Annotated in this window: 19 protein-coding genes; 2 read left to right on the top strand and 17 right to left on the bottom strand. The window is 46.7% G+C overall.

From position 1 onward, the window contains the following. Nucleotide 1 precedes the first annotated feature (1 nt). Nucleotides 2-880, top strand: coding sequence for a hypothetical protein (locus FT12353_RS07790; protein WP_203619339.1), 879 nt, complete (start codon nt 2-4; stop codon nt 878-880). Between the two features lie 53 nt (nt 881-933). Here FT12353_RS07790 and FT12353_RS07785 read toward each other — a convergent pair whose 3' ends face one another. The 3 genes from FT12353_RS07785 to pcrA form a co-directional block, all read right to left on the bottom strand. Further along, nucleotides 934-2,079, bottom strand: a complete 1,146-nt coding sequence (locus FT12353_RS07785; RefSeq protein WP_203619338.1) for a CamS family sex pheromone protein — start codon at nt 2,077-2,079, stop codon at nt 934-936. A 78-nt stretch (nt 2,080-2,157) separates the two neighbouring features. Further along, on the bottom strand, nt 2,158-4,197 hold the full coding sequence (ligA, locus tag FT12353_RS07780) for an NAD-dependent DNA ligase LigA (protein ID WP_203619337.1): 2,040 nt from the start codon (nt 4,195-4,197) through the stop codon (nt 2,158-2,160). Nucleotides 4,198-4,285: 88 nt separating this feature from the next. Then, entirely contained in the window at nt 4,286-6,535 is a 2,250-nt protein-coding gene (gene pcrA, locus FT12353_RS07775; RefSeq protein ID WP_203619336.1) for a DNA helicase PcrA, read from the bottom strand. Nucleotides 6,536-6,734: 199 nt separating this feature from the next. On the opposite strand from pcrA, the gene FT12353_RS07770 reads away from it, so the two are divergent. Further along, nucleotides 6,735-7,916, top strand: coding sequence for an ATP-binding protein (locus FT12353_RS07770; protein ID WP_203619335.1), 1,182 nt, complete (start codon nt 6,735-6,737; stop codon nt 7,914-7,916). Between the two features lie 98 nt (nt 7,917-8,014). Here the strand turns inward: FT12353_RS07770 and FT12353_RS07765 are convergent, their stop codons facing one another. The 14 genes from FT12353_RS07765 to FT12353_RS07700 form a co-directional block, all read right to left on the bottom strand. Further along, entirely contained in the window at nt 8,015-8,671 is a 657-nt protein-coding gene (locus FT12353_RS07765; protein ID WP_373299355.1) for a glycoside hydrolase family 73 protein, read from the bottom strand. A 137-nt stretch (nt 8,672-8,808) separates the two neighbouring features. Next, nucleotides 8,809-9,744, bottom strand: coding sequence for a dihydroorotate oxidase (locus FT12353_RS07760; protein WP_203619334.1), 936 nt, complete (start codon nt 9,742-9,744; stop codon nt 8,809-8,811). Between the two features lie 3 nt (nt 9,745-9,747). Continuing rightward, nucleotides 9,748-12,918, bottom strand: coding sequence for a carbamoyl-phosphate synthase large subunit (carB, locus tag FT12353_RS07755; protein WP_203619333.1), 3,171 nt, complete (start codon nt 12,916-12,918; stop codon nt 9,748-9,750). Nucleotide 12,919: 1 nt separating this feature from the next. Beyond that, nucleotides 12,920-14,005, bottom strand: a complete 1,086-nt coding sequence (locus FT12353_RS07750; protein WP_203619332.1) for a carbamoyl phosphate synthase small subunit — start codon at nt 14,003-14,005, stop codon at nt 12,920-12,922. A gap of 4 nt (nt 14,006-14,009) precedes the next feature. Then, nucleotides 14,010-15,278 (bottom strand): dihydroorotase, encoded by a 1,269-nt coding sequence (locus FT12353_RS07745; RefSeq protein WP_203619331.1) that lies wholly within the window; start codon nt 15,276-15,278, stop codon nt 14,010-14,012. Beyond that, entirely contained in the window at nt 15,275-16,207 is a 933-nt protein-coding gene (locus FT12353_RS07740; RefSeq protein WP_203619330.1) for an aspartate carbamoyltransferase catalytic subunit, read from the bottom strand. The genes FT12353_RS07745 and FT12353_RS07740 overlap by 4 nt, the downstream gene beginning before the upstream one ends. Before the next feature lie 440 nt (nt 16,208-16,647). Then, nucleotides 16,648-16,947, bottom strand: coding sequence for a DUF1292 domain-containing protein (locus FT12353_RS07735; RefSeq protein WP_168778110.1), 300 nt, complete (start codon nt 16,945-16,947; stop codon nt 16,648-16,650). Between the two features lie 46 nt (nt 16,948-16,993). Then, entirely contained in the window at nt 16,994-17,425 is a 432-nt protein-coding gene (gene ruvX / locus FT12353_RS07730; RefSeq protein WP_047975301.1) for a Holliday junction resolvase RuvX, read from the bottom strand. Next, nucleotides 17,425-17,676 (bottom strand): IreB family regulatory phosphoprotein, encoded by a 252-nt coding sequence (locus FT12353_RS07725; protein WP_059393587.1) that lies wholly within the window; start codon nt 17,674-17,676, stop codon nt 17,425-17,427. Before FT12353_RS07725 ends, ruvX begins: the two co-directional genes overlap by 1 nt. Before the next feature lie 135 nt (nt 17,677-17,811). Continuing rightward, a complete protein-coding gene (alaS, locus tag FT12353_RS07720; RefSeq protein WP_203619329.1) occupies nt 17,812-20,493 on the bottom strand; it encodes an alanine--tRNA ligase in 2,682 nt (893 codons plus the stop codon). A gap of 276 nt (nt 20,494-20,769) precedes the next feature. Continuing rightward, nucleotides 20,770-22,104, bottom strand: coding sequence for an aspartate aminotransferase family protein (locus FT12353_RS07715; RefSeq protein ID WP_203619328.1), 1,335 nt, complete (start codon nt 22,102-22,104; stop codon nt 20,770-20,772). A gap of 99 nt (nt 22,105-22,203) precedes the next feature. Next, a complete protein-coding gene (locus FT12353_RS07710) occupies nt 22,204-23,631 on the bottom strand; it encodes an APC family permease (protein WP_239061200.1) in 1,428 nt (475 codons plus the stop codon). Nucleotides 23,632-23,822: 191 nt separating this feature from the next. Next, complete coding sequence (locus FT12353_RS07705; RefSeq protein ID WP_059393591.1) at nt 23,823-25,433, bottom strand: APC family permease; 1,611 nt, start codon at nt 25,431-25,433, stop codon at nt 23,823-23,825. Between the two features lie 146 nt (nt 25,434-25,579). Next, nucleotides 25,580-26,962: a gluconate:H+ symporter gene (locus FT12353_RS07700; RefSeq protein ID WP_059393592.1), complete on the bottom strand. Its 1,383-nt coding sequence runs from the start codon at nt 26,960-26,962 to the stop codon at nt 25,580-25,582. Between the last annotated feature and the right edge of the window lie 13 nt (nt 26,963-26,975).

The raw sequence follows: 26,975 nt of genomic DNA, 5'->3' as shown, positions 1-26,975 counted from the left end.
GATGACAAAAGAAAATAAAACAGCCAATCCTGACCAACAAACCAGCACGCCACTCGATGGTGCAACTGACGAACCAATCCAGGAAAAAACAGCCGACTTCTTCTCTCGGTCACAACGACGACAAGAGCAACATCACCAGCAGCAACAAGCCAGCCAGGCTCAAGTCGTTGCTCTGCCAACACCCCATCGCTATACGGTTCCAGCGATTGCAGTTGGTCTGAACATTATCTGGTGGCAACAACCTCTCATCTACCACCAGGTTTGGCAAAACGCCGGTAACTGGCAGATTTGGTCTTTAGTCGCCTATTCAATCTTTTCTGCGATTGCCTTGGGCTTCCTCGTTAAAACCCGCTTTGCCAGGGCCGACTGGCGTGTTTGGGCTTCCTTAGCTGCTTCTCTAATCGTGATTTTTAACTCACAACTACGGTCACGTTTGGAAGTCTTAGCTCTCCTCTTGCTCTTCATCTGTTTCTTGCTGATTTTACCCTTCCGGGCCTTTCAGTTGAAGAACCCGCTTGGCTTAGCCGGTTTAAGTATCTTGCTGACCTTTTCGGTACCAATTTGCATCAACTACCTGGCTAACAACTATGTCGAACCTGATTTTTTGAAGCAATCATGGCTGTTAGTCTTTGCCACCGCCTTTTACTTCACGCCCCTCTTCCTGCCAACAGCGAAGGGTCGAAAATTAGGACTCATAACCGGGTCACTTTTTATCCTGGCTACTCTCATCTTAGAAGGCTCCTCACCGATTGCCTTTCTCACCATCGCTGTCGCCTTAGCCGCCTACTGTTTAACCTTTATCCGGCCATTAACCTATCAAATTCAGCCCTTAGTAGCCATTTTCGGGCTGATTGTCACCGTGATGGTCTACTATCATTAAGAAACAAAAAACGCTTAGAATTGCTTCTAAGCGTTTTTAATTTGCAATCAAACTTATTGATCCAATTTTATAATCGTATAGGACTTGTCGTCGGCCTTACGAACAAGCAAAGCTTGAATCTCGTTGGCCGTTTGAATCTTGATTTGTACAGGAGCTGATGAAGGTAAGAATTTCATAGCAGATGTGGCCACATAGTTGTAGAAGGCTTCAATCTCGGTTGGTGAATAGAACTGCGTTGTCACCGTAACATTCATGGAAGACAACTTATTATTCGTAAACTTAGCAGAAGCTGTTGCCCCAGCAATGTTTGGGAAGAAATTCGAAATATCCGTCTTGAAGTTATTGAAGCCGGTATTTTCATCAGACCCAAGGCTCGAAGTATCATCGGATTCCTTTGGCAGAACGATCGACTTTTCGTTGATATCTGACCAATCGCCGATATCAGTACCTGATTTTGAGGTCGCTTCAGCATAGAAAGAACCGGGAGCCAATGAATCCTGAGAAGCAGTATCATACATGGCCAACACGATTGGAATGTTCTTGCCAACACCCTGTTGCTCACGAATCGTCTTGATCAACTTCGGAGCAATCTTTTGGCCGTAAGCAATCCGGTCCTTATCCGAAATCGTCTGGTAATAGGTCGTGCCATACTGTTCCTTTTGGTAGGCATCCTGACTATTCATCGCCACACCAACAACCATTCCAGCTAATTGTAGGTTATTGCCACTCTTGGTCATGAAATCTTGTTCCGTTAACGTCTGAACGTAAATCGGATTTCTTGAACTATCCGTCTTACCATTGTCCTTTGGATTCAAACCAGTCGAATTGCTGTCCGTCTGACGAGCCAAGAGACCATTAACCGTATCAGAATCAAGGTACTGGCCTTCCTGGAAGATATAGCGACCAGTCTTAAAGTGTGACTTCGACAAATTTAACAGCGAAGTTTCGAAATCTTGAACATCCAAAGAATTGTTCAAGGACGTTGCGGTAATGCCTCGAGCGGCTGAAGTCAAATAATGACCATCCTTAATGACCGTTTGGTAATCCCCCGCAGAACTTTGCGTTAATTGAACACCCTTTGTTTTGGAAACACTTGGTGTAACCGAAGCGATATTAATAAAGTAAAAAAAGGCTCCTAAAATAATCAGAAGCACGAGGCCGATTAGGATATAGCCCCGCTTTGAAATCCGTTTTAACATTGTTCTTCCTCTTTGACAACTTGGCTAAATACGCCAAGTACAACCACCGGCAAGTTTTTCTTGCCGCAACCGACTGCTTTAGCCGACCTCATTTTGCTGGGCTGACAAGAATTCTTGCTCATTCCAGACAGTGATTCCGAGATCATTTGCTTTTGTCAGTTTTGAGCCTGCATCAATACCGGCAATCACTAAATCAGTCTTCTTTGAAACTGATCCCGTAACGCTGGCACCATGGCCTTCTAACCAGGCAGCAATTTCACTCCGTGAACTCTGCTCTAGTTTACCAGTCAAAACGATCTTTTTACCATAGAAAAATGAATTTTCATCAATTGGGCCCGTTTCGGACAAGTATTCTAGATTAACGCCAGCATTAGCCAATTCGGCCAAAAGGGCTTGGGATTGAGGTTCATCGAAGTATTTCACAACGGAATCCGCAATCGCTTGGCCAATGCCATCGATGGCCACAATCTGATCGGCACTGGCCTGTCCTAAGCTTGGTAAGTCTTGGAAATTCGCCATGATGGTCTTCGCCGCTTTCGCCCCGACCAAACGGATACCCAAACCAAAGAGCAAGCGGTCGGCAGAATTTGCTTTGGAAGACTGGATGGCCGCCACCAAGTTATTGGCTGATTTTTCCTGGAACTTATCCAAGGATAGCAATTGCTCAACCGTGAGAGAATAAATGGAAGCCACATCGGTCACCAATTTCTTATCCAACAGTTGGCTAACAATCTGTGGGCCAAGGCCATCAATATTCATCGCATTCCGGGAAGCAAAGTGGGTCAGCCCCTCCTGCAACTGTGCCGGACAGGCTGGGTTAATGCAGCGCAAGACGACTTCACCCTCAACGTGAACTAAATCAGCACCACAGGAAGGACAAGTCGTTGGAATTTGATACTTTTTGGCATCGGCTGGGCGTTTATCCAGGATTACCTGGCCAATTTCTGGGATAATATCGCCGGCCTTGTGCAGGGTCACCGTGTCACCGACGCGGACATCCTTTTCCTCAAGGTAGTCTGGATTATGCAGAGAAGCCCGTTGTACCGTTGTTCCAGCCAAGAAAACCGGATCCATGGCCGCCGTTGGTGTTACTGCACCCGTTCGACCGACCGTCCACTCGATATCACGGACAATCGTTTGTTCCTCTTCCGGTGGAAACTTATAGGCGATGGACCAGCGTGGCACCTTAACCGTGTTCCCCAGGTCAATTTCGGAATCGATATCATCAACTTTGACAACAACGCCATCAATCCCGTAAGGCAAGCCGTCACGTTTTTCAGTATATTCGGCAATGTAGGGTGCAATATCTTTCATTTGGCCAATCACGCGGTTGTCCTTGTTGGTTGGCAAACCAAGTTCGGCAAAGCGGCGCAAAACTTCTGATTGCTTGGTCACACCTAAAGTATCGGCCTCAGCCGTATAGTAAATAAAGGCAGACAGCTTGCGCTTCTTGGTTTCGCGGGCGTCTAGTTGGCGCAGCGAACCCGCCGCTGCATTCCGTGGATTAGCAAAAGGTTCTTGACCCTGATTTTCCCGTTCTTCATTCAAATGCGCAAAAGAGGCCTTGGGCATATAAATTTCACCACGAACCTCGATGGTTAGAGGCTCTTTTAACGTTTGAGGTACATCGGCGATGGTTTTGACGTTAGCCGTCACGTCTTCACCAATTAAGCCATTACCCCGAGTAGAAGCCTGAATTAAGCGGCCATTGTCATACTTTAAAGAAACGGCTAAGCCATCAATTTTTAATTCCAAGTTGTAAGATGGTTGTTGGCCCAATGCCTTCGCCGTCCGGTTTTCCCATTCTTGCAGTTCTTCTAAAGAAAAGACATCCCCCAAAGAAAGCATTGGCACCGGATGTTGGACCTTTTCCAAGCCAGACTTGGTCTGGGCACCACCAACATTTTGCGTTGGCGAATCTGGTGTCACAAATTGTGGAAAGGCCTGTTCCAAGGCCACCAACCGGGCATACTTTTCATCATAAACATGATCTTCCACCTTGGGCGCATCTTGCTCATAATAGGCAATCCCATAATCGGTCAGCTCATCTTGCAGTTGACTGATTTCGACTTGCGCATCCTTTGTCGACATATTTGTTGGTTGTGGATTACTTGCCATAAAAAATCCTTTCTACACGGCCATTTAGTCAGCGACCGCCATGGCTGTGATTGCACCAAGGGGAAAGCCTCCGTGCCTTCCTGCCCGCTTAATCAACCCGTGTGATTGGTGCAAAGGCAGCCAAGAGTTGCTTGATCCCATCTTCTGGGAAGGCGACTTTGAGTTCTTGATCAGCCTGATCACCAGTAACTGAAACAACCGTTCCAATGCCCCACTTCTTGTGAGAAACCTTATCACCGGCTTGCCATGTCACGCCTTCAGCACCAGTGGTTCCGGCTGATTTCTTTTGAACCGGACTAGCCTTAGCGGCCCCTTGATAAGTGGTGCTCGTTGCTCGGAGTAACTTCGAAGACAAATCAGCAGAAACGCCAGATCCACCTGCTGGATAAGCCTGCTCAATCAATTCAGGAGAAATCTCATCAATAAAGCGGGAAGGTTGGTTCGCCTGTGTCCGACCGTATAGTAGGCGGGAGAAGGCATTGGTCAAATAGAGCTTTTGCTCAGCTCGCGTAATCCCGACATAGGCCAGGCGCCGTTCTTCCTCTAGTTGATCCTCGTCTTGTGCGGCCCGTCCCAATGGGAACAAGCCCTCTTCAAGGCCAATCAAGAAGACCATTGGGAATTCCAGTCCCTTGGCGGCGTGCAGGGTCATTAACGTGACCACCCCGCTATCTTCCTCGACATTGTCTAAGTCAGCCATTAAGGCCGTTGACCCTAAGAAATCAGTCAACGGGTTGACCGCATCTTCCGCCTGGGCATCGTACTTGTCGTCAAATTCCTTCGTTACAGACAAAAATTCATCTAGGTTTTCTAATCGTGATTGCGACTCGGGGTCTGATTTTGCCTGTAATTCCTGGCGATAGCCGGACTGTTCCAAAATCAAGTCCGTTAGCTCAGAAACGGTTAAGAACTCAGCCTGTTGGCGGAAGTTATGCACCATTTCAGCAAAGGAAAGCAACTTTGTCACTGCGGCTGGACGGATGTCTTGGGCCATTTCGACTTGGTCAATAGCCGCCAACATTGGCAAGTTCACCTGGTTGGCAAAGGTAAAGAGCCGGTCAACTGTTGACTGGCCGATGGCACGCTTGGGAACATTGATAATTCGTTCTAGGGCCGCATTGTCAGCTGGGTTAGCAACCAACGAGAGATAGGCCATAATGTCCAAAATTTCCTTACGGTCGTAGAACTTATGCCCACCGACAATCGTGTAAGGAATATTGGCCTTGACCAAGGACTCTTCCATAGCACGGGACTGGGCATTGGTCCGGTAAAGAATGGCAAAGTCGGACAAGGACTTATGGTCTTCGCGTTGACCCTTTTGAATTTGGCCCAACACATAATAGGCCTCATCTTGAGCAGACTGGGCCCGGTAATAGGTAATCTTGTCTCCAACACCGTTTTCGGTCCAGAGCTTCTTTGGCACTCGCTCGTTGTTGTGATTAATCACATCATTGGCAGCGTCCAAAATCGACTGAGTTGACCGATAATTTTGTTCCAAGAAGACTGATTTTGCCTCGGGCCAATCCTTTTCAAAGTTCAAAATATTTTGCATGTTGGCACCACGCCAACCATAAATTGACTGATCGGCATCCCCAACAACGGCCAAGTTCTTCGAACCCTGCGCCATCATGTTGACAATCTTGTACTGAGCATCGTTGGTGTCCTGGTACTCATCGACGTGGAGGTACCTGAACTGGTCCTGGTAACGTTGCAATACATCGGGTGCCTGTTCAAAGAGCTCAATCGTTAACATAATTAAGTCATCAAAGTCAACCGACTGCGCTTGACGCAAAGCCTTCTGGTAAGAAGAATAAACTTCTGCCACCCGCTCTTCATAAAAATTAGCGGCCTGTTCTTGGTAATCCTTAGCCGTTAATAAATCATTCTTGGCATTGGAAATAGTGCCCAAAATGGTTCGCGGATCATACTGGTTTGAATCCAGGTTCAAATCGTTAATCACCCGCTTCACCAACGTCTTTTGGGCAGAACTATCCAAAATCGTAAAGTTCTTACCCAAGCCAATGCGTTCACCGTCTCGACGTAAAATCCGGACAGCCAGGGCGTGGAATGTTGAAACCCAAACGGATTGGGCCAGCTGTTCATCCACTAATTTACCAATTCGTTCCCGCATTTCACGGGCTGCCTTATTCGTAAAGGTGATGGCCAAAATCCGCCAGGGTGCCACATCTAAGTCTTCAATCAAATGCGCAACGCGGTGCGTCAAAACCCTGGTCTTCCCAGAGCCGGCACCAGCCATAATTAAAAGCGGTCCCTCTGTCGTTCTGACCGCCTCTGCTTGCTTGCTATTCATACCCTTGGTTAGTTCTTCAACAGTCATTTTGCCATCCTAAATCGTTTTTGTTTACTGCTCTTATTTTATCATAATTCAAGGAGAATCAGGCCAAGACAAAAAACAGTCCTGTTTCGCCTGCTCGCTTGAAAAATACCCAGCAACCTAGCCTCAGCCACCAGTAATTAACCATTTACAGCCTGTCTGATTTTTTGGTAAGGTAGCTATAATTAAAGGTGGAAAAATCATGCAAACTAGCAAACACTTACTCACTTTAGGCCAGACTGGCTGGTTCAAGACCAAGTACCAACCAGCGGCCACGACGCTTTTCGCCCCACACCTGCTTTTGGTTGGGCAAACTGGGTCCGGCAAATCAACAACCCTCAAACAAATTAGCCGGCAACTACAGGAAAATCGACTTGGACAAATTATTTTCGACCCAACCGGTGAATTTAGCCGGGCAAACAACCAGCAGGTGTCTTATGTTGTTGGCAAAAACGTCTACTTTGATCTCAGCCAGCTAGCAACAGAAGACTTGCTAACTGCCCTTGATTTGACCTGGCCAACCAAATGGCAACTTCTACTGGGGCAAGCTCAAGCAGCCCTGCGCATCAACTACTACCTTAACCATCAACAAAAGGACATTTTAAATACTCAGTCTTTAACCACCGATGCCTTTTATGAGCAAAAAAGTCAGCTATATAAAAACCAATGGACCTTTTCATTAAGCCTCCTCGCGCCCCAATTGCGGTTGCTAGCTCGTCAAGGATTTGCAGATCATGAAGAAAGCCTTGACGACACCGATCCTGATTTAACGACAGCCATCGACCAACTAGCCGAACGCCTGGCAGATCCGCGCCTAAAGGCAATTGCTCCAAACACCCAGGTGAAAACGACCAAGTACGACTTGCTTTACCTACTAAAATTAGCAACGGCCAAGGCCGACTTCGGTGCTAAAATCAGCATCAATCTCGCCCAACTGAAAGACCTCGGTGCCCTCCAAGCTACCATCATGTCCACCGTTTGGCGCCAACTTCTCAGCTTCCAGGCTCAGAGCACTCATAAGGCGACGGTTTACCTCTTAATCGACGAGGGTCACCGTTTCCTCATGAAAAACAACCAAGCTGATCAAGACAAGGGCAGTGGCTTAGCACAAATTCTTCGTGAAGGGCGCAAGGAGGGCCTCCTGGTGGCCTTTGCTTCGCAGTCGCCGCTCGACTTGCCGACCGCTCTACTAGGGCAATTTTCAGCCACAATCGCCCATCGACTCACGAACCAAAACGAATGGCAGGCCCTGCCCCCCCTCTTAACCAACTCGGCTAAAACTGGCAAGAAGTTAGGTCAGCTACAAACCGGCCAAGCAATCGTCAAAATAGGCCAGAAACCGGGTCGAACTGTCACGATTTTCGCATCGAAGACCAACCAATAAATCAAACAAAAAGAGAACCGTACTTACGTCATTAACGCGACGAATTCGGTTCTCTTTTTAATTGAAACGATTCTAATAAATTTCCTTGATCAATCCATTTAGGAAGTAGCATCCCCCATCTTCACCGCCAAATCAAAGCGCTTTAAATTCCAAGTTTCAATAACCGCTACTAATTTGGCTGCATAAGTCGGATCGGTCGCATACCCATCTTGGACAAGGGCTTGCGCTGCTGTCTGGTAATTTTTGGCTGCCAGCACATGCTCATATTGTTTGGGATTCCAGTGGGTCCCCTTTGAAATCAGCTGGGCATGCGCCTCCATTGATTCCTGCCAGGTCTTGTAGGAAGCAAACTTTTGATCGACTGTAATCCAATGACCGTCCTCATACTCCTTGGTAGGAACGACCACACCAGCCTGGCTAGCCGATGCTTTAATGCCATACAAGTTGTTATAGTCCTTTGACAAACTAGAGTGATTCCAATCAGATTCCAAAATCGCCTGTGCCAGTGAGATGGAAGCAAAAATTCGATACTTATATTGCATCTTTTGTGCAAATGGCGCCCAAATTTGGAGCTGTTTTTGCTTGGCTTCGTCTTGATAGATAATTTGATCCTTTTTGGTTGTCATCGATTGGTTCATCGCTACGGTCAAAGCAATCAAAGTTAGAAAAACGAGCAAGAGCATAAAGTAAATTCGCCGCTTTTTTTTCGCCTTTGGCAGGAAAAACCATTTTTTCTTTTTCCGCTTTTTAGCCACCAGGACACCTCCATTTTATTAGAATCATTGTTGTCTGAAATTGAATATAGCCAGTATACGCCTTTCTAATTTATTTGCCAAAAAAAGAAAAAACCAACATCACTGTTGGTTTTTTCTTTTTACCAGTCAAAACTGTCTTACAGTTCCTTTAACTTCCCGCGGAAGTCGGACAGCGTTTGGTAACCCTTTTCAGCCATAATATCCTTCAATTCTTCGGCTAGACGGTCGTAAACGCCCAAGCCTTCCTTCATCACTTGAGTACCGACGGATACCAAATCAGCTCCACAGAGAATATGTGTAAAGACATCTGCCCCGGAAGTCACACCACCGGTTCCCAAGACCTTAATGCTGTCATTCAAGCGTTGACGGAGGGCCCGAACATTGGCCAAAGCAGTTGGCAAGACCATTGTTCCCCCAAGGCCACCAAAGCCGCCCTTGGCCTTGGTAACAACCTGTTCCTGATCAATATCAACCCAAAGGCCGTTACCAATCGAATTAATCGTGTTCACGTGAGTCAATGGGTACTTGTTCAAGACTGCGGCAATCTTATCGAAGTGCACTAAATCAAAGTATGGTGGCAGCTTCACACCCAAAGGCTTCGTGTAAAAGCTGAAGACTTCGCTTAAGACCCGGTCGGTTGCCTCGAAGTCGTAAGCCAATTGAGGTTCCCCAACAATGTTTGGGCAAGACAAGTTCAATTCAGTTGGTCCCTGATAGTCAGAAGCCTGCAAGTCCTTTAAAAGAGTAATCGCATCAGCCGCTGACAAAGCGGCAACAGACAAGATTGTGGGCTTTGTCTGCTCTTGCAAAACGTAATCAAGGTAAAAATCATAACCCAAGTTTGGCAGCCCCATCGAGTTAATCGAACCATTTTCGAGGTCATAGTAGCGTGGGTTTGGGTTTCCTTCACGAGCTTGCAGCGTTGCTGATTTTGTCACCATCGCGCCCAAGTTACTCGTGTTTGCCAAGTCATTCAGTTCTTCTTTGGTCTGGCAGTGGACCCCAGAAGCGTTGAGCAATGGGCTCGTTAAAGTTTGGCCAAAGAGGTCAGCGCTTAAATCAATTTCCGTCATGAATCATTCTCCCAATGCTTTTACAAAGTGTGTTTCTTCTGGTAATTCCAAAACCGTCAAGTAAGCAGCGACGGTATCCAAGGCCGTAAACAAGGCCACCTCGTTGACAATGGCTGCCGCTCGAACAGAGCTCTCTCCCGCCAAAGCCTGATCAGCCTGGTCGAGTGTGTTGACCATGATTTGGAATTCTTGCTTAGCCATCGCCATTGGCAAATCAGCTGGCGCTGCTTTAGCTGCAACACCGTTTTCCTGCAAGAAGGCCAAATTGCTGTCAGTAGCAGCCAATTCAAAGCCAAGGGCTGCAAAACGCTTAGCCAGGGCCAAGCCCTCTTGCTGGTCTGCTTCGGCCAAATCCCAAAGAATCCGACCCTGGTGCAAAATTGGCAAGCCAGCACCAACCATCGCCTTAGCGAGTGCTTGATCATAGTTGTCAGCGGTTCCCATGACTTCACCAGTTGACTTCATTTCTGGTCCAACCGTTGAATTCAAGCCAGCTAATTTGGCAAACGAGAAGACCGGTGCCTTCACGTGAACTTCTGCTGGTTCAGGAACCAAACCAGATTGGTAACCCAAGTCCTTCAAAGACTTGCCCAACATGATTTGTGTAGCGACCTGAGCCATTGGAATCTCTGTTACCTTTGACAAGAATGGCAACGTCCGCGAGGCACGTGGGTTAACTTCAATCACGTAGGCAATTTCATCATGAATCACGTACTGAATGTTCATCAAGCCAATTACGTTCAATTCCTTGGCCAACTTTTGAGCAGACTCAACGATTTGAGCTTTCACGTTAGCAGACATCCGCTGCGTTGGATAAACCGCAAAGGAATCACCTGAGTGAATTCCAGAGCGTTCAATGTGCTCCATCACTCCTGGAATCAACACGTCTGTGCCGTCTGAAATCAGGTCAACCTCAGCTTCTTGACCAGTGAGGTAGTCATCAATCAAAACTGGGTGATCGTTTGAAACCTTCACCGCCTGTTCCATATAGGTCTTCAGGTCGTCATCGGAATCGATAATGGCCATTGACCGGCCACCAATCACATAAGATGGTCGAATCAAAACGGGATAACCAAGGTCATTGGCTGCCTTCAAGGCACCCTCTTTGGTCGTAGCCGTTTCACCCTTTGGCTTTGGCAAACCAAGCTTATCAATCACCTTGGCAAATTCGTCTCGGTCTTCTCCGCGGTCCAAATCAGCCACCGTTGTTCCCAAGACCTTCACACCAGCTTGTTCCAAGCCGGCAGCCAGGTTAATAGCCGTTTGGCCACCGAACTGCACCACCACACCTAAAGGCTGCTCGAGGTCAATCACGTTCAAGACATCTTCTAGGGTTAATGGTTCAAAATAAAGCTTGTCGGAAATGGCAAAATCAGTGGAAACCGTTTCGGGGTTTGAGTTTTGAATAATAGCTTCATAACCGGCCTGTTGGATGGCCTTCACGGCGTGAACAGTGGCGTAGTCAAATTCAACTCCCTGTCCAATCCGGATTGGGCCAGAGCCAAGAACCAAAACGGAAGGTCGGTCCGTGACAATGGACTCATTTTCGTCTTCATAAGTGCCATAGTAGTAAGGCGTCTTGGACTCAAATTCACCGGCAACCGTATCAACCATCTTGAAGGTTGGTAACAAGCCCTGTGCCTTGCGCCAAGCACGGAAATCAGCTTCCGTCTTGCCAGTCAACTTCGCCAACCAAGCATCGGAGAACCCGTATTCCTTGGCTGTCTTAATTTCCTCGAAGTTGTCAGGTTCAGCCTGAACCGTTCTTTCGATTTCAATAATGTGCAGAATCTTGTCTAAGAAGAACAAGTCCATCTGGGTAATATCATGAATTTCTTCAATCGTCACCCCGCGGTGAATCAATTCAGCGATGGCGAAGAGGCGGTCATCTTTGGCCGGCATCAATTGGGCCTTCAAGTCTTCTGTTGAAACACCGTCAAAGTAACCAGCACTCAGGTCCTTTTCATCGACTTCAAGCGAACGAACTGCCTTTAACAATGATTCTTCCAATGTCCGCCCGATGGCCATGACTTCACCAGTTGCCTTCATTTGTGTCCCCAACGTGCGGTTAGCATGTTCAAACTTATCAAATGGGAAACGTGGAATCTTGGTCACCACATAATCAAGGGCTGGTTCAAAGGCAGCCCAAGTCGTCTGAGTCACGGGATTCTTAATTTCGTTCAAATGCAAACCAACGGCAATCTTGGCCGCCATCTTAGCAATTGGATAACCAGTTGCCTTTGAGGCCAAAGCTGATGAACGAGAAACACGGGGGTTCACTTCGATGATGTAGTACTGGAAGGACTCTGGATCCAAAGCCATTTGGATGTTGACACCACCCTCAATTTTCAAGGCCCGGATAATCTTCAAAGCGGAATCCCGCATCATTTGATAGTCACGGTCCGAGAGGGTCTGCGTTGGCGAAACAACGATGGAGTCACCTGTGTGCACCCCAACTGGATCGATGTTTTCCATCCCCGCCACAATCAAAGCGTTATCAGCAGCATCACGCATGACTTCAAACTCGATTTCCTTGTAGCCGGCAATCGACTTTTCAATCAAAACTTGGGTCACTGGTGACAATTCCAAACCGTGAGCCGTGATTTCTTCTAATTCAGCCAAATTGTTGGCAAAACCACCGCCGGTTCCACCAAGCGTATAGGCAGGACGGACAACTACTGGGTAGCCAATTTGCTTGGCAAAATCAGCTGCTTCTTCGACTGTTGTGGCAATTTGTGATTCCGGTACTGGTTCGTTCAATTCTTCCATCAAATCCTTGAACAATTCACGGTCTTCAGCCTGTTCGATGGCTGGCAACTTTGTCCCAAGCAATTCAATGTTTAATTCCTGCAAGATACCAGAATCGGCTAAATCTTTCGCCATGTTTAGGCCAGTTTGGCCTCCTAAGGTTGGCAAAATGGCATCCGGCTTTTCTCGGTACAAGACCTCCTTGACGAAATCCAAGGTAATTGGTTCCAAGTACACCTTGTCGGCAATTTCTTGGTCCGTCATGATGGTAGCGGGGTTGGAGTTAATCAACACCACCTGGTAGCCCTCTTCTTTTAGTGAGAGGCAGGCCTGTGAACCGGAATAGTCAAATTCGGCCGCTTGACCGATAATAATTGGTCCTGAACCAATTACCAAAATTTTATGAATGTCATTTCGCTTGGGCATCTTAGGCTCCCTTCTTTTCCGTCAACTTGTTAATAAAGTTGTCAAAGATATATTCGGCGTCGTGTGGTCCTGGCGAAGCATCCGGATGGAATTGGACTGAAAATGCTTCCTTATCCTTCAATCGAACGCCTTCAACAGTTTCAGCATTAATTTCTTCGTGGGTTACTTCCAAATTCGTACCGGCCAATGAAGCCCGGTCAACGGCATAACCATGGTTTTGTGAGGTGAAGTACTTACGCTTGTGGTCCACATCCGTCACGGCGTGGTTAAAGCCACGGTAGCCAAACTTCATCTTGTAAGTCTTGGCACCGTTAGCAATAGCGAAGAGCTGGTGTCCCAAGCAAATCCCCATAATTGGGTACTTATTTTGCAATTCAAGGATGGTCTTCGTTGCATAACCGTACTGAGTTGGATCGCCAGGGCCGTTTGATAGCAAGACACCATCGGGGTTGCTTGCTTCAATTACGGAAGCTGGCGTCGTACCAGGGAAAACCGTCACGGTTGCGCCACGCTTTTGCAAGGCCTTGACGATTGAGCCCTTCAAACCAAAGTCCAACAAAGCAATCTTTGGACCGTCAGCTTCACCAACGAAAGTTTCGATTTCTTCTTCCTTCTTTGCCCGGGCCAACAACAATGATGGGTAGTCCTGAGCAAAGAGGGCATCAATCTTTTCCTGATTTAATTCAGAGACCAAAACGGCAGGCATTGAACCATGGTCGCGAATTTCCTTGGCTAATTTCCGTGTGTCAACGCCAGCCAATCCTGGCAAGTCTTCTTCCTTAGCAAAATCAGCAAGGGTCATCACAGAACGGAAGTTAGCAGGACGGCGGGCCAGGTCCTTAACGATAATGGCATCAACGGCAGGCTTGCTGCCAGCCCCTTCGTTATCATCCAAGTTAATGCCGTAATTACCAATCAAAGGGTAAGTGAAGACCATTGTTTGGCCAAAATATGAGGGATCAGTCATCGTCTCTTGGTAACCAGTCATCCCGGTTGAAAAGACAACTTCTGTTAACAAATCTTTTTCGGATCCAAAACGCTCACCGGCGTAAACTGATCCATTTTTCAATACTAAGTATCCTTGCATTGCCTTACTCCTTCTTTGCTTGATAGACCAAGTGGCCGTCGACCAAGGTCTTTAAGACCTTGCCGTAAACCTCTTGACCGGTAAATGGGGTATTCTTCCCCTTTGATTCAAATTCTTCTGGGTTAATCTTGTATGGATGGATGAAATCCACCAGGGCGATATCGGCTGCGTCGCCAACTCGTAGTTCACCTGCAGATGCGAGGTTAAAGACCTGCTTTGGTCGGCGAACCATCCAATCAAGGACAGTATCCAAGTCGACCAAGCCGCTTTTAACAAAGTGGGTATAAACCAGCGGCAAAGCTGTTTCCACTCCCACAATGCCAAATGAGCAATCGTGCATAGAACCTGATTTTTCTGCTTCGCTGTGTGGCGCATGGTCGGTGGCAATCATGTCAATCGTCCCATCCAAAAGCCCAGCGATTAGGGCTAGTCGATCTTCTCTTGACCGCAATGGTGGGTTCATTTTGAACATTGGGTCATCGGTTTCAATCATGCTGTCATCCAAGAACAAGTGGTGTGGTGAAACTTCCGCTGTCACTGACAGGCCCATTTGCTTGGCCAAGCGAACCTGGGCAACAGATTCCTTGGTTGAGATATGGGCGATGTGGTACTTGACGCCGGTTGCCTGCGCCATCACCAGGTCGCGAGCTAACTGGGTTGATTCAGACAACCCAGTCATCCCGGGCAAGCCCAAGCGTTCAGCCTCCGGTCCGGCATTCATTACCCCACCTTGGATTAAGGAATCATCTTCCAAGTGAGCTGAAATCACGCGGTCGACCTGCTTAGCCGCCTTCATGGCTTCCAACATCGTCTGCGCGTCTTGGACACCGTGGCCATCGTTTGAGAAAGCCATGGCACCGGCATCAGCCATTGCTTGTAAATCAGCTGCGCCCACGCCAACCAGGTCAGCGGATAAAGCGCCAAATTGGGCAATCTTCACCAGGCTATTTTCCTGATTTAACAAAACCTGTTGACGAACCTTCTCGGCAGTATCAACAACTGGCTTGACGTTTGGCATGGTCATCACTGTTGTGAAGCCTCCATGAGCAGCTGCGTGAGAGCCTGTCTCGATGGTTTCCTTATAAGTTAGGCCTGGCTCACGGAAATGCACGTGGACATCAATCAAACCGGGAATAGCTGCTGCACCATGGGCATTGATTTCTTCATCGGCTGGGACTTCAATCCCACGGGCAATTTTTTCAATCTTACCATCCACAATTAAGATATCCTGGCAGCGCTTGTTAATTGCTGCATGCTTAATCAATACTCTCATTTGTCAGCCTCCATTAAGCCGCGTGCCTGTAGGACCTTGGTAATCATCGCCATCCGGGCGAAAACCCCGTTGCCCATCTGGGTGAAGATCCGTGATTTTTCGCCATCCACCAATTCACTTGCAATTTCAACATTGCGGTTAACTGGGGCTGGATGCATGATAATGCTATGTTCTGGTAACAGCTTGGCTCTCTCTTGTGTTAAACCAAACTGTTGATAATAATCAACGGCCGTGAAGGCGTCGCGATTGGCTTCATCGAAGCGCTCCAATTGCACCCGGAGCATCATGACAACATCTAATTCCGGTAAAATTTCTTCCAGCGTGCCAAACGTCCCCAAATCATCAAAGTCATGACTGTACCAGGAATCAGGCCCGCCAAAGTAAAGCGTTGCACCTAATGACTTTAAAATTTTGGCATCTGATTTTGCCACTCGTGAGTGAGCCAAATCACCGATAATACCAACCTTAAGGCCGTCAATTCGACCAAATTCATTTTCAATTGTTAATAAATCTAAAAGCGTTTGTGATGGGTGAACACCAGCGCCATCGCCTGCGTTGAACAAGCCCATTGTTACGTAAGGATTCTCAACCAGTTCTTGGTACCAACCAGTTTGACCGTGGCGAATAACGGCAAAGTCAACACCGATTGCTTCCAATGTTCGCAGCGTGTCCGACAGTGTTTCGCCCTTTTGAACGGAAGAAGTCGCTGGATTAACATCGATTAGGTCAATCCCTAATTTCTTCTCCGCCATCTGAAAGGATGACTTGGTTCGCGTTGAATTCTCAAAGAAGAGGTTCACGCCATAAACCGGGCGTTTCAAAGCTGGTGCTTGTTTCCCGGCTTGGTAGTCTTGGGCTAAGTCCAAAACTTCTTGTAATTGCGTTGTTGATAAATCTGCTAGGTCTAGGCAGTTGTTCCAATTCGTCATCTCAATGCCCCTTGATTTTCCCGCTGCAATTTTTCCAATAAAAAACGCCCTAATCCTAAGATCAGAGCGTCAGTGGCGGTTGACTGGACCCGTTTAGCCTACACTCGGTCCGTTCTTGTCAGCCTTTTTGTCAAGGTTAGCCAGGGTCTCGCCCAGGGGTCAGGAATTTCTTCCAACCATTACCTTGCTGCTTGTCCACCTTAGCGACTCTCCGGTCGGCTTTAAAGGATTGCAACTTTTGTTTGCTTGTTAGTATTTTAGCACCTGTAAATGCCTTTGGCAAGCTTTTCTGACATAAAAAAGTGTGATGGTCAACTATTGTCTCTTGTTAGAAAAACTAACACTGATCACTGCTGATTTTTGCTCCAAACAATCCCTTTTTCATCACCAATTTGAGTCAAAAAAAGTCACCACAATAGTGTGGTGACTAATCATCATGCTTAGTTAAAGTTTGAATCATCATCCAAGAAAGTGTTCAACACTTCTTCGACCATGTTCCATTCTGCATCATCTTCAATTGGCAACAAATCTTCTTCCGTTGCATCGCCATCTTCGGCTGGGTTAAAGATATATGCTTGTACATCAACCTCTTCATCTTCTTCGACACCGTCTGGGACGAGCAAGATATATGAACGGTCAAATTCCTCTGAATGGAAAGTGAACAAAACTTCGTATAAAGTTTCGTCGCCGTTGTCATCAATCAGGGTAATCTTGTCAATTTCTGGGTTTTGCTTAGCCATAAAAAAATCCTTTGTTCTTGTTACGATTGAACCAAAGTAAAAAAATTTACTTAGTCAACTTACCGTTGGCATCCAAATAATTTTGCAAAATGAATTCTGCGGCAATCTTGTCGATGACCTTTTTACGCTTCTTACGGGAAACGTCCGCCTCTTCAATCAGCATCCGTTCAGCCTGAACCGTTGTTAGCCGTTCATCTTGAAAATCAGTGGGCAAGCTAAAACGGTCTTCCACCATTTTAGCGTATGCTCGCGCCGCTTCGGCACGAGGGCCTTCGGTATTGTTCATGTTCTTAGGCAGACCTAAAACGACGCCTTTTGCGCCTGTTTCTTGGATAATTTCACCCAAGCGGTCTAAGCCAAAGACTTTTTCGTCCTCGTTGATGCGGATGATTTCCACCCCTTGTGCCGTCCACCCCATTGGGTCGGAAACGGCTACACCAACTGTTTTTGAGCCTACATCAAGTCCCAGTATCCGCATTACTTATTTAAATAGGCGTGTACGAGCTCCTCGATGATTTCATCGCGCTCGTGACGCTTAATTAAATTACGCGCGTCATGGAGTCGGGGAATATAAGCTGGGTCGCCAGACATTAAATACCCAACGATCTGATTGATTGGATTGTAACCCTTTTCTTCCAAAGCGGCATAAACCAATACCATCGTTTCATGGATATCCTTTGGTGCCTGGTTACCGAAGTCAAAAATCGCAGTCTTATCGTTCACACTCATCGTACACACTCCTTTCTTCATAATTTTCACTTTTACGTGTCTTTAGTTTAACACGTTTCCAAGCAAAAAGCCGACTAAATTCCAAGCTGACCAATTTGCCAGTTGTCTTCAGTCGACCTTCTATCAAAGAATGTATTAAGCTTGACCAATGATTTTTTCGGCTTGGTCGAGGGCTTCAGCAATCTTGCTTTGGTCCTTTCCACCGGCTTGGGCCAAATCAGGCCGGCCACCGCCACCACCACCGACAGTTGGGGCAATGGCCTTGACCACATCCCCCGCCTTAATGCCAGCAGCGTTGGCCGTCTTATCAGCACCAACCAACAAATTAACCTTGTCACCAATGGCAGCGGCCAAAACCAAGATATTTGACGCACCCTTGTCGCGCCAAACATCTGCCATTTGGCGCAAGCCACCGGCGTTATCGACCTTGACCTGAGCAATCACGGCCGTTAATTGACCAATTTGCTTTGGACTATTGAAGAGTTCGCCAGCCTGCAAGGCAGCTAATTGTGCCTGCATCGCTTCGATCTGCTGGTTAGCGGCCTTCAAATCAGCTTGAACCTCTTCAACCTTGTCCTTCACGGCCAAAAGGTTTGGCACCTTCAAGCTCTTGGCAATGGCAGCAAGTGTCTGTTCCTCTGCTTCAAAGCGAGTTAAGGCCGGAATTGAAGTCAATGCTTCAATTCGACGAACACCCGCCCCGATACCGGATTCAGAAACAATCGTAAAGAGTCCCAACTCAGCCGTTGACTGGGCGTGAGTTCCACCATCAAATTCCTGGTTATAGTCGCCAATGGAAACCACTCGAACCGTGTCACCGTACTTGTCATCAAAGACCGCAACAGCGCCAACCTTCTTGGCATCCTCAAGAGACATTTCTTCCCAAGTAACCGGCAAGTTTTTGGCGATTTGCTCGTTAACTTGGTCTTGAATCTGATTTAACGTTGCTTGGTCAACCGGACCTTCGTGGTTAAAGTCAAAACGCAAGTACTCAGGTTCCACCAAAGAACCAGCCTGGTGGACATCCCCACCAATGACATTCCGCAATGCCTGATCCAACATGTGAGTAGCCGTGTGGTTCAACGACACAGCACGGTTGCGGTCCAAATCGATGGCCAAGTCAACCACCTGGTCGACCTTCACATCGGCCATAATTTGCGCCGTATGGATGTGTTGGCCATTTGGTCCGTTTTGAACATCCGTTACTTCGGCCAAGATATTATCATTTTCATCCTTAACCGTTCCAAAATCAGCAACTTGGCCACCCATTTCAGCATAGAATGGTGTCTTATCAAAGACCAACCAAGCCGTTTGGCCAGCATGAGCTTCTGTTGCCACTTGGGCCACGCCGTTTTCATCGTGAACCAAAACAGCGACAACCTTGGCACCAAGAACAGCCTTATCAGTCCAACCAACATAAGTTGATGGTACCTTCAAGTCTGTTAAGGCAGCGTTTTGAACGCCCATGGCATTGTCGGTTGAGCGAGCGGCACGCGCACGGTCACGCTGCTCTTGCAATGCTTCCTGATAGCCAGCCATGTCAACTGACAAACCAGCGTCCTCAGCCTGTTCTTCCGTTAATTCAACTGGGAAGCCATAGGTATCAGACAACTTAAAGGCATCTGCACCCGAGATTTCCTTTTGGCCATTCTTCTTGGCCTCAGCAATCACTTCATCCAAGAGTGACAAACCGGCCTTCAAAGTCTTGTTAAAGCGCTTCTCCTCAGCCAAGATTGTCTTTTCAATCTCAGCTTGGTTGGCCTTCAACTCTGGATAATAAGAATCCAATGTGCTAATCACGGCTGGTACTAATTTCGTCAGGAATTCACCCTGAATGCCCAACTTTTGGCCGTGCAAAACAGCTCGACGAAGCAAGCGGCGGATAACGTAGCCACGACCTTCGTTACTTGGCTTAGCACCGTCAGCGATGGCAAAGGAAATTGCCCGAATGTGGTCCGCAATTACCTTAAAGGAAACGTTTTCGGCCGTATCCTTGGTTTCATCGTACTTGGCACCGTTAGCTAATTTTTCAGTTTCATGAATAATTGGCAAGAACAAGTCCGTATCAAAGTTTGTCCGACCATTTTGGAAAACGGAAACCAATCGTTCGAGTCCCATTCCCGTATCAATGTTTTTATGTGGCAATTCTGGGTACGTACTGTTGTCCGTTAAGCCAGGCAAGTGGTTAAACTGTGAGAAGACGATGTTCCAGATTTCCAAGTAGCGTTCGTTTTCACCCCCTGGATACATTTCGGGATCATCCGCTGGCAAATCAGCAAAGGCTTCACCACGGTCATAGAAAATTTCAGAATCGGGACCTGAAGGGCCTTCACCGATATCCCAAAAGTTATCTTCGACTTCATAAACGTGACCTGCTGGCAAATCAGTCTTTTCTTCCCAGATTTTACGTGACTCTTGGTCCTTTGGATAAACCGTGACGTACAGCTTTTCCTTGTCCAAGCCGTACCATTCTGGTGAAGTCAAGAGTTCCCAAGCCCAAGGAATTACTTCTTCCTTGAAGTAATCCCCAATTGAGAAGTTTCCCATCATTTCAAAAAGCGTATGGTGCCGGGCAGTCTTACCAACATTTTCAATATCGTTTGTTCGAATGGCCTTTTGCGCGTTGGTCAATCGAGGCTTTGGTGGGACAACAGAGCCATCAAAATACTTCTTTAAAGTGGCCACCCCAGAGTTAATCCACAATAGTGATGGATCGTTTTCTGGAATCAATGACTTGGCCGGTACCACCAAGTGGTCCTTACTGGCAAAAAAATCTAAGAACATTTGCCGAATTTCGGCTGATGATAATTCTTTCATGAGTTCTCCTTTGGTTTTCGGTTAAATAAAAAAGACCAAAACAAAGAGCGGACGCGTGACCGTGGTACCACCGCTGTTTGTAATGATCTTTCAAATCTTTACCTTTAAGTCCTGATAACGCTAGGATGCGGCCGATTTCGGCATTTATCCTGGGAGCACGAGCTTATGTTCCTAGTGTTTTCCATCAACCAACACCTTGCTAAAAGGAAGCTATAAGACCGCATATCCAGTTACTATGGATAATTATAGCACAATTTTTTCTTGGCGAAAGTCTCTTTACCAGCCAATTGCGCGGTCTTTTGGCAATGGCTTCAGAGTGCCATCGTCAGCCTCCGTAAAGACTTGGTCAAACATTGCAAAGACCTGGTCAAGCTGTTCCTCTGTAATCACCAAAGGTGGCTGGAAACGCAAAATAAAGCCCCGAAGCGTAATCATAACGGCCCCTAAATCAAAGAGCCTGAAAATGATTTGGCTCGCTAATTGGGCATCAGGCTGGCCATCCTTGTCAACGATATCAATGCCACCATCAAGACCGTAAATGCGTACATCACCGAGGCAGGGATAACGGAGTTTAGCCTGATCAAAGTATTCTTGCACTCGCTTGCCCAAGCTCTTTGACCGACCAACCAAGTCCTCTTCCTCTAAGACGTCCAAACCAGCCAAGGCAGCTGCGGCCGCCACTGGGTTACCCCCAGTCGTAAAGAGATGGCCCGGTGCGGGCAAGGCATCCATGATCTCAGCCTTCCCAACGACGGCTGACAATGGCAAACCAGAAGCAATTGATTTTCCAATGGCTAGCAAATCAGGCACAATCCCGAAATGATCAATCGACCACATCGTGCTGGACCGGCCTAAGCCCTGGTTGACTTCATCAACCGCAAAGACAATGCCGTTTTCCCTGGTAAATTGATAAACCAAATCCATGTATTCTTGCGGCGCCTTGACGATGCCGCCGTCCCCCTGGATTGGCTCAATTAAGACCAGCGCCGTTTCGTCCGCCGGCACGTAACTCTCAAAAAGCTGCTTAAATTCAGCAAATTTACGCAAGGAGAAGTCATGCTCATTTTCTCCTGGTAGTCGGTCATGGCTGTCCGGGAACGGTGCCTTATAAAAGCCAGGCATCAACGGACCAATTTTGCGAACCTGATTTAATGAAATGGCTGAAGCAATCGAGGCTGCATAGGTCGACCCGTGCATCGCGCCGGTAAAAGTCACCACATTTGGCCGGCCTGTATAAGCTCTAGCAAACTTAATCATCGCCTCGTTGGCATCTGAACCCGAATTTCCTAAGGCAACCTTCTTGGCAAAGTCGCCCGGCGTTAACTGAGACAGCCGGTCCAAAAGCTTCGCCGTAGTCGTATTCGCGAAGTAAGCTGGCGTATACAAAATCAGCTGTTCAGCCTGATCCTTAATGGCCTGAACCACCTTTGGATGACAATGCCCAAAGTTAATGGCAGAAGCAGAGGCCAACAAATCAATATAGGTCTTCCCATCAGCATCCGTCACTGTCGCCCCAGACCCAGACTGCACCACTAAGTCAAAATACTTAATCCGGGCTGCCTCATTTCGGTTTTGATCCTCTTCGGCTAAAATATCTAAGTTTTTGCTCATACCAAACCTCATTTTCTCATTTATTTTTAGTCATTATACAATAAAAGCCCGGAAATTTCCGGGCTTTCAAGAAAAAATATTGAGTTAAGTTATTCTAATTTACTTGTGTAAACGTGAATGGCGTGAACCATAGAACATATAAACCAGCAATCCTAAGACGAACCAGAAGCCAGCATAAATACGAGCCTGGATGTCCAATGACCAGAAGATATAGAAAGCACCCAAGGCGCCCAAAGCAGGCAAAACTGGGTAAAGTGGCATCTTGAAGCCAGGTACTGGCAAATCCTTTCCTTCACGTGGACGCAAGGCGTAAACCCCAACCGAAACCATGATAAAGGCAATCAACGTTCCGGCTGAAATCAGACCAGCCAATTCGTTGAATGAGAAAACAGAACCAACCAAAACGGCAATGACGGTCAAGACCAACAAAGCGTTGTTTGGCAAACCTTTGCCGTTAACGTCACCCAAGAACTTTGGCAACAAGCCATCACGACCAAAGGCATAGAGCAAACGAGAACCAGCCAACATCATTCCGATAATGGCCGTAAACATACCAGCCAAGGCAACAACAGACAAAATGTTTGACACAAGTGGGTGTCCAGCCTTTTCCAAGGCCCAAGCAGCTGGCGCAGCGTTGTTAGCATACTGGGTATAGTGGAACATTCCAACCATGACCAAGGCAACCGTCACGAACAAGACCGTGGCGATAATCAAAGAACCAATGATACCACGAGGCATCGTCTTCTGTGGATTCTTGGCTTCAGCAGAGTTGGCAGCAATTGAGTCAAAGCCAATATAGGCCAAGAAGATTTGTGAAGCACCCGCTGAAATTCCTTGCCAACCACCAAAAGTCGTCCCTGGCTTATGAGCTGGAATAAAGTTGGCATAGTTTGAAGGATGGATAGCAGTGGCACCCACAACGATAAAGAGCAAGATAACCAAGACCTTCAAGACAACCAAGGTATTTTCAACCTTGGCAGTCGTGTTCGTTCCCTTCCAAAGCAAAGTGGCCACAATCAAAACGGCCAAAAGTGAGAAGAGGTCAATCACTCCACCGTTTCCGGCAGCAAAAGAGCCGTTTAAGGCCTTTGGCAATGACAAGCCAAAATTAGCTAGGAATTGATGGAAGTTGGCTGACCAACCAGAAGCAACGAAAGCAACGGCGATAAAGTACTCAGCCAACAAGGCCCAACCGGCAATCCAACCGAAAACTTCACCAAAGACAACGTTGGCCCAAGAATAAACGGAACCGGCAAATGGCAAAACAGAAGCAAACTCCGCATAAGCAAAGGCTGTCAAACCAGAAACGACCGCAGCAACCACGAAGGACAACGTAACGGCTGCACCCGCGTGGTTCGCAGCCACGATTCCTGGCAAGGTAAAGATGGCCGTGGAAACAATTGTTCCAACTCCCAAGGCCAACATTTCCTTCACACCCAGTGTCTTTTTCAGATGGGCATCACTTTGTTCGAACGCTGATGGATCAGCTCTCCTAAACCAAGAGCCCATCCCGCTTTTATCTGCCATAAGCATCTCCTACTTTCTTAATTTATAAACTATCAAAAATATTAGCATTTTCTAATTTAAATGTCAAATACTTTATTAATACTAGCTTTGTTAATTTTATAGTTTCTCATTTATCGCCTTGTAATCTGAAGGATTCCTTGCTGAATTAAAAAAAGAACCGGATTAACCGATTCTTTTTGTTTAAATCAATATTAAAGTTCAGGTTCTTCAACTTCAACCGTATCATTAATCTTCTTAGCGCGGCGGAAATGCTTGGTAACCAAGCGTGAGCCAGTTCCCCAGAAGTAGAAGGCCAAAGCAACGACAATAATCATCACGAAATCCAATGGGTACTTCACGAGGCCGATTCCATTAAATTCGTGTGAACCAATATATGATTCAATTGACAAGGCAACCAAGTACCAAAGCAACCAGGAAGATCCCTTGATTTGCTGCTTAGCACGGTCCATTGACCAGCCCTGCTTCCACTCATAGAAGAAGTAGAATGGCAGTCCCAAGACGATAATCAAGATAACCTCGATTGTCGTTGGCCACATTGCCCAATAAGTGGCTAATGAAGCCAACACAAAGGCCAAAGGTGCCATGTATTTCATGCTCTTCGACTTAAATGGCCGATTGAAATCAGGTGCCATCTTTCGCAATGACATGACCGTAACTGGTCCCGTCAAATAGGCAATCAAGGTAGCAGTTGAAATAACGGCCGCCAAGGTTCCCCATGACCGGAAAACCGTGACCATGATCATTGATAGGATGGCATCCGTGACCATGGCCATTCGTGGAATACCGTACTTTTCGTTAATCTTACCCAAGTATTGTGGGATGTGCTTATCAGAAGCCATCGCTGCCAAGACACGACCAGTTGAGGCCGCAAAGGAAACACCTGTTCCAAATGGTGAAACAAAGGCATCCGTATACAGCAAGATTGACAACCAGTTCAAGCCAAGTAAGATGGCCAAATCAGCAAATGGTGACTGGAAATCGATTCCGTGCCAACCAAATTTAGCAATTTCAGATGGTTCAATCGCCGTAATAAAGGTTGATTGAATCAAGATGTACAAAACTGCTGCGATTCCTAAGGAAATCACGATTCCCCGAGAAATATCCTTTGTAGGGTCCTTAACTTCTGAACCGAAGTTAATGATTGTTTGAAAGGCATTAAAAGAGAAGATAATACCAGAAACAGTCGTTGCAGCAAAGATTGGTGCTGTTCCATAAGGCATGAACTGATGAACAGTTGAGCCATAGTTTCCTGGGTGGAAGCTTGAAATGGTCAACATCAAAATCGTTAACAACGGTACCCCAATTTTTAAGAATGAGATTGCCGATGTAAAGCGAGTCAGCAAAGTCACCGACCAGTAGTTCAGCAGCGTGAAAATGGCAATGAAGCCAAAGACAACGAGCAGACCTGGTGTCGTGATTTGACCATTACTTAAGAAATGATGCGTCCAGTTTGCCCATTTCCAAGGCCAAGTTGACATATATTGAACGGCCGCCACCGCTTCGATTGGAATCAAAGTAATCAGTGACACCCAGTTCGCCCATGAAGCAATAAAACCTAAGAGTGAACCGTGGGTATACTGGGCAAACTTTGACATTCCACCCGACTGCGGAAACATCGTTCCCAATTCAATATAGGTGTAGGCAATCACGCCAATCACGACCGCTCCAATCACCCATGAGATAATGGCGGCCGGCCCAGCAACACGAGTTGCCTCCCAAGAACCAAACAGCCAACCAGAACCAATCAATGATCCTAGTCCCAAAAGAACAAGTTGTAGTAAACCAATTTTATGAGATTTCATAATATCCTTCCATCACATTTATCGAAGTGACCACTTACATGTGAATCACCAATGGTCACTATTGTACCAGAACGATTACAAATTGCAACTCTATTATACAAAAAAACTGTTGGTTGTTAATACCAACAGTTCTTTTTTGCACTGATTTAAACAAAAAGTGCCGTAATAATTAAGATAACAATCAAACCAGTTACAGAAATAACTGTTTCCAAAACCGTCCAGATTTGGAAAGTTTGCTTAACCGTCAAGTCGAAGTATTCCTTAAAGATCCAGAATCCAGCATCGTTAACGTGAGAAGCAATCAATGAACCTGCACCAATGGCCAAGGCAACCAAGACGAGCAACAAGTCACCGTGTGGGTTAGCAGCTAAGATACCGTTCACGACACCAACAGCCGTGATACCAGCAACCGTGGCTGAACCAACGGCAATTCGAAGCAATGAGGCCACTGCCCAAGCAAACAAAACAATCGTGATAGGAGACATTGAACCTGATGATTGGAACAAGTGGGCGATTTGGTTTGACATACCTGATGTCACCAAAACACCACGCAAGGCACCACCACCACCAACAATCAACAAGATGCCGGCAACTGAGTTCAAGCCTTCAGTCAATGAAGCTTCAACATCCTTCATTGAGCGCTTTTGACCAGGTCCCATTGCAAAGATAGCAAAGATCAAAGAAATGGTCATCGCAACGGCTGGGTTGGCCAAGAAATCGATTACTCGGTAAACCATGTCGGGATTAGCTGGAGCCTTTCCGCCTGAAACCACCAACTTATAAATAGTGGCGATGATCATAAAGATCAATGGAAAGACAGAAGTCAAGACTGACAAACCAAAGCTTGGTGACTTATCTAAGTCATATTCCTTCACTTCACCAACCGCTTCGATATGTTCCTTGAATTGGAAGGCATCAGGAGCAAACTTCTGTGCCAACTTTGTATAAACAGGACCGGCAACAACGGCCGTGATGATTGAAACAATCAAACCAACAATCAACATCAAACCAACGTTTGCGCCCAATTGTGAGGCAACAGCAGTTGGAGCTGGTTGTGGTGGCAAGAAACCTTGTGCAGATGACAAGGCAGCCGTCATTGAGATTCCCAAGTAAAGCAATGGGACACCCGCTTCAATGGCAACGGCAAAGACGATTGGAATCAACAAAACCATGCCGACTCCGAAAATCATTGAAATTCCAATGATAAAGGAAGCTAACAAAACGGCCCATTGCAAACGCTTCAAACCGAACCAAGCAATCAAGGTCTTAGCGATTCGATAAGAACCACCAGCATCAGCAACCAAACGACCAATCATTCCACCAAAGATGAAGATAACAGCGTTTGATCCCAAGATGTTTCCCATTCCCTGGGCGCCCAAAACGGCATCCGGGATCTTTGATGGGTTCATGCCCAACAAGAGGGCCAAAACGAAGGCCGTAATGACCAACGATACGAAGGTGTTCAACTTAAACTTGGTGATTAAAACCAGCAAGAGTAAGATGGACACGAATAACATAACAAATTCCATTTATCCATACGAA

The sequence above is a fragment of the Fructobacillus tropaeoli genome (assembly GCF_016860625.1).
In the GTDB taxonomy this organism is placed as follows: Bacteria; Bacillota; Bacilli; order Lactobacillales; family Lactobacillaceae; genus Fructobacillus; species Fructobacillus tropaeoli.
The sequence above is the reverse complement of the archived record's forward strand: the minus strand, read 5'-3'. Positions and strand labels throughout refer to the sequence as shown.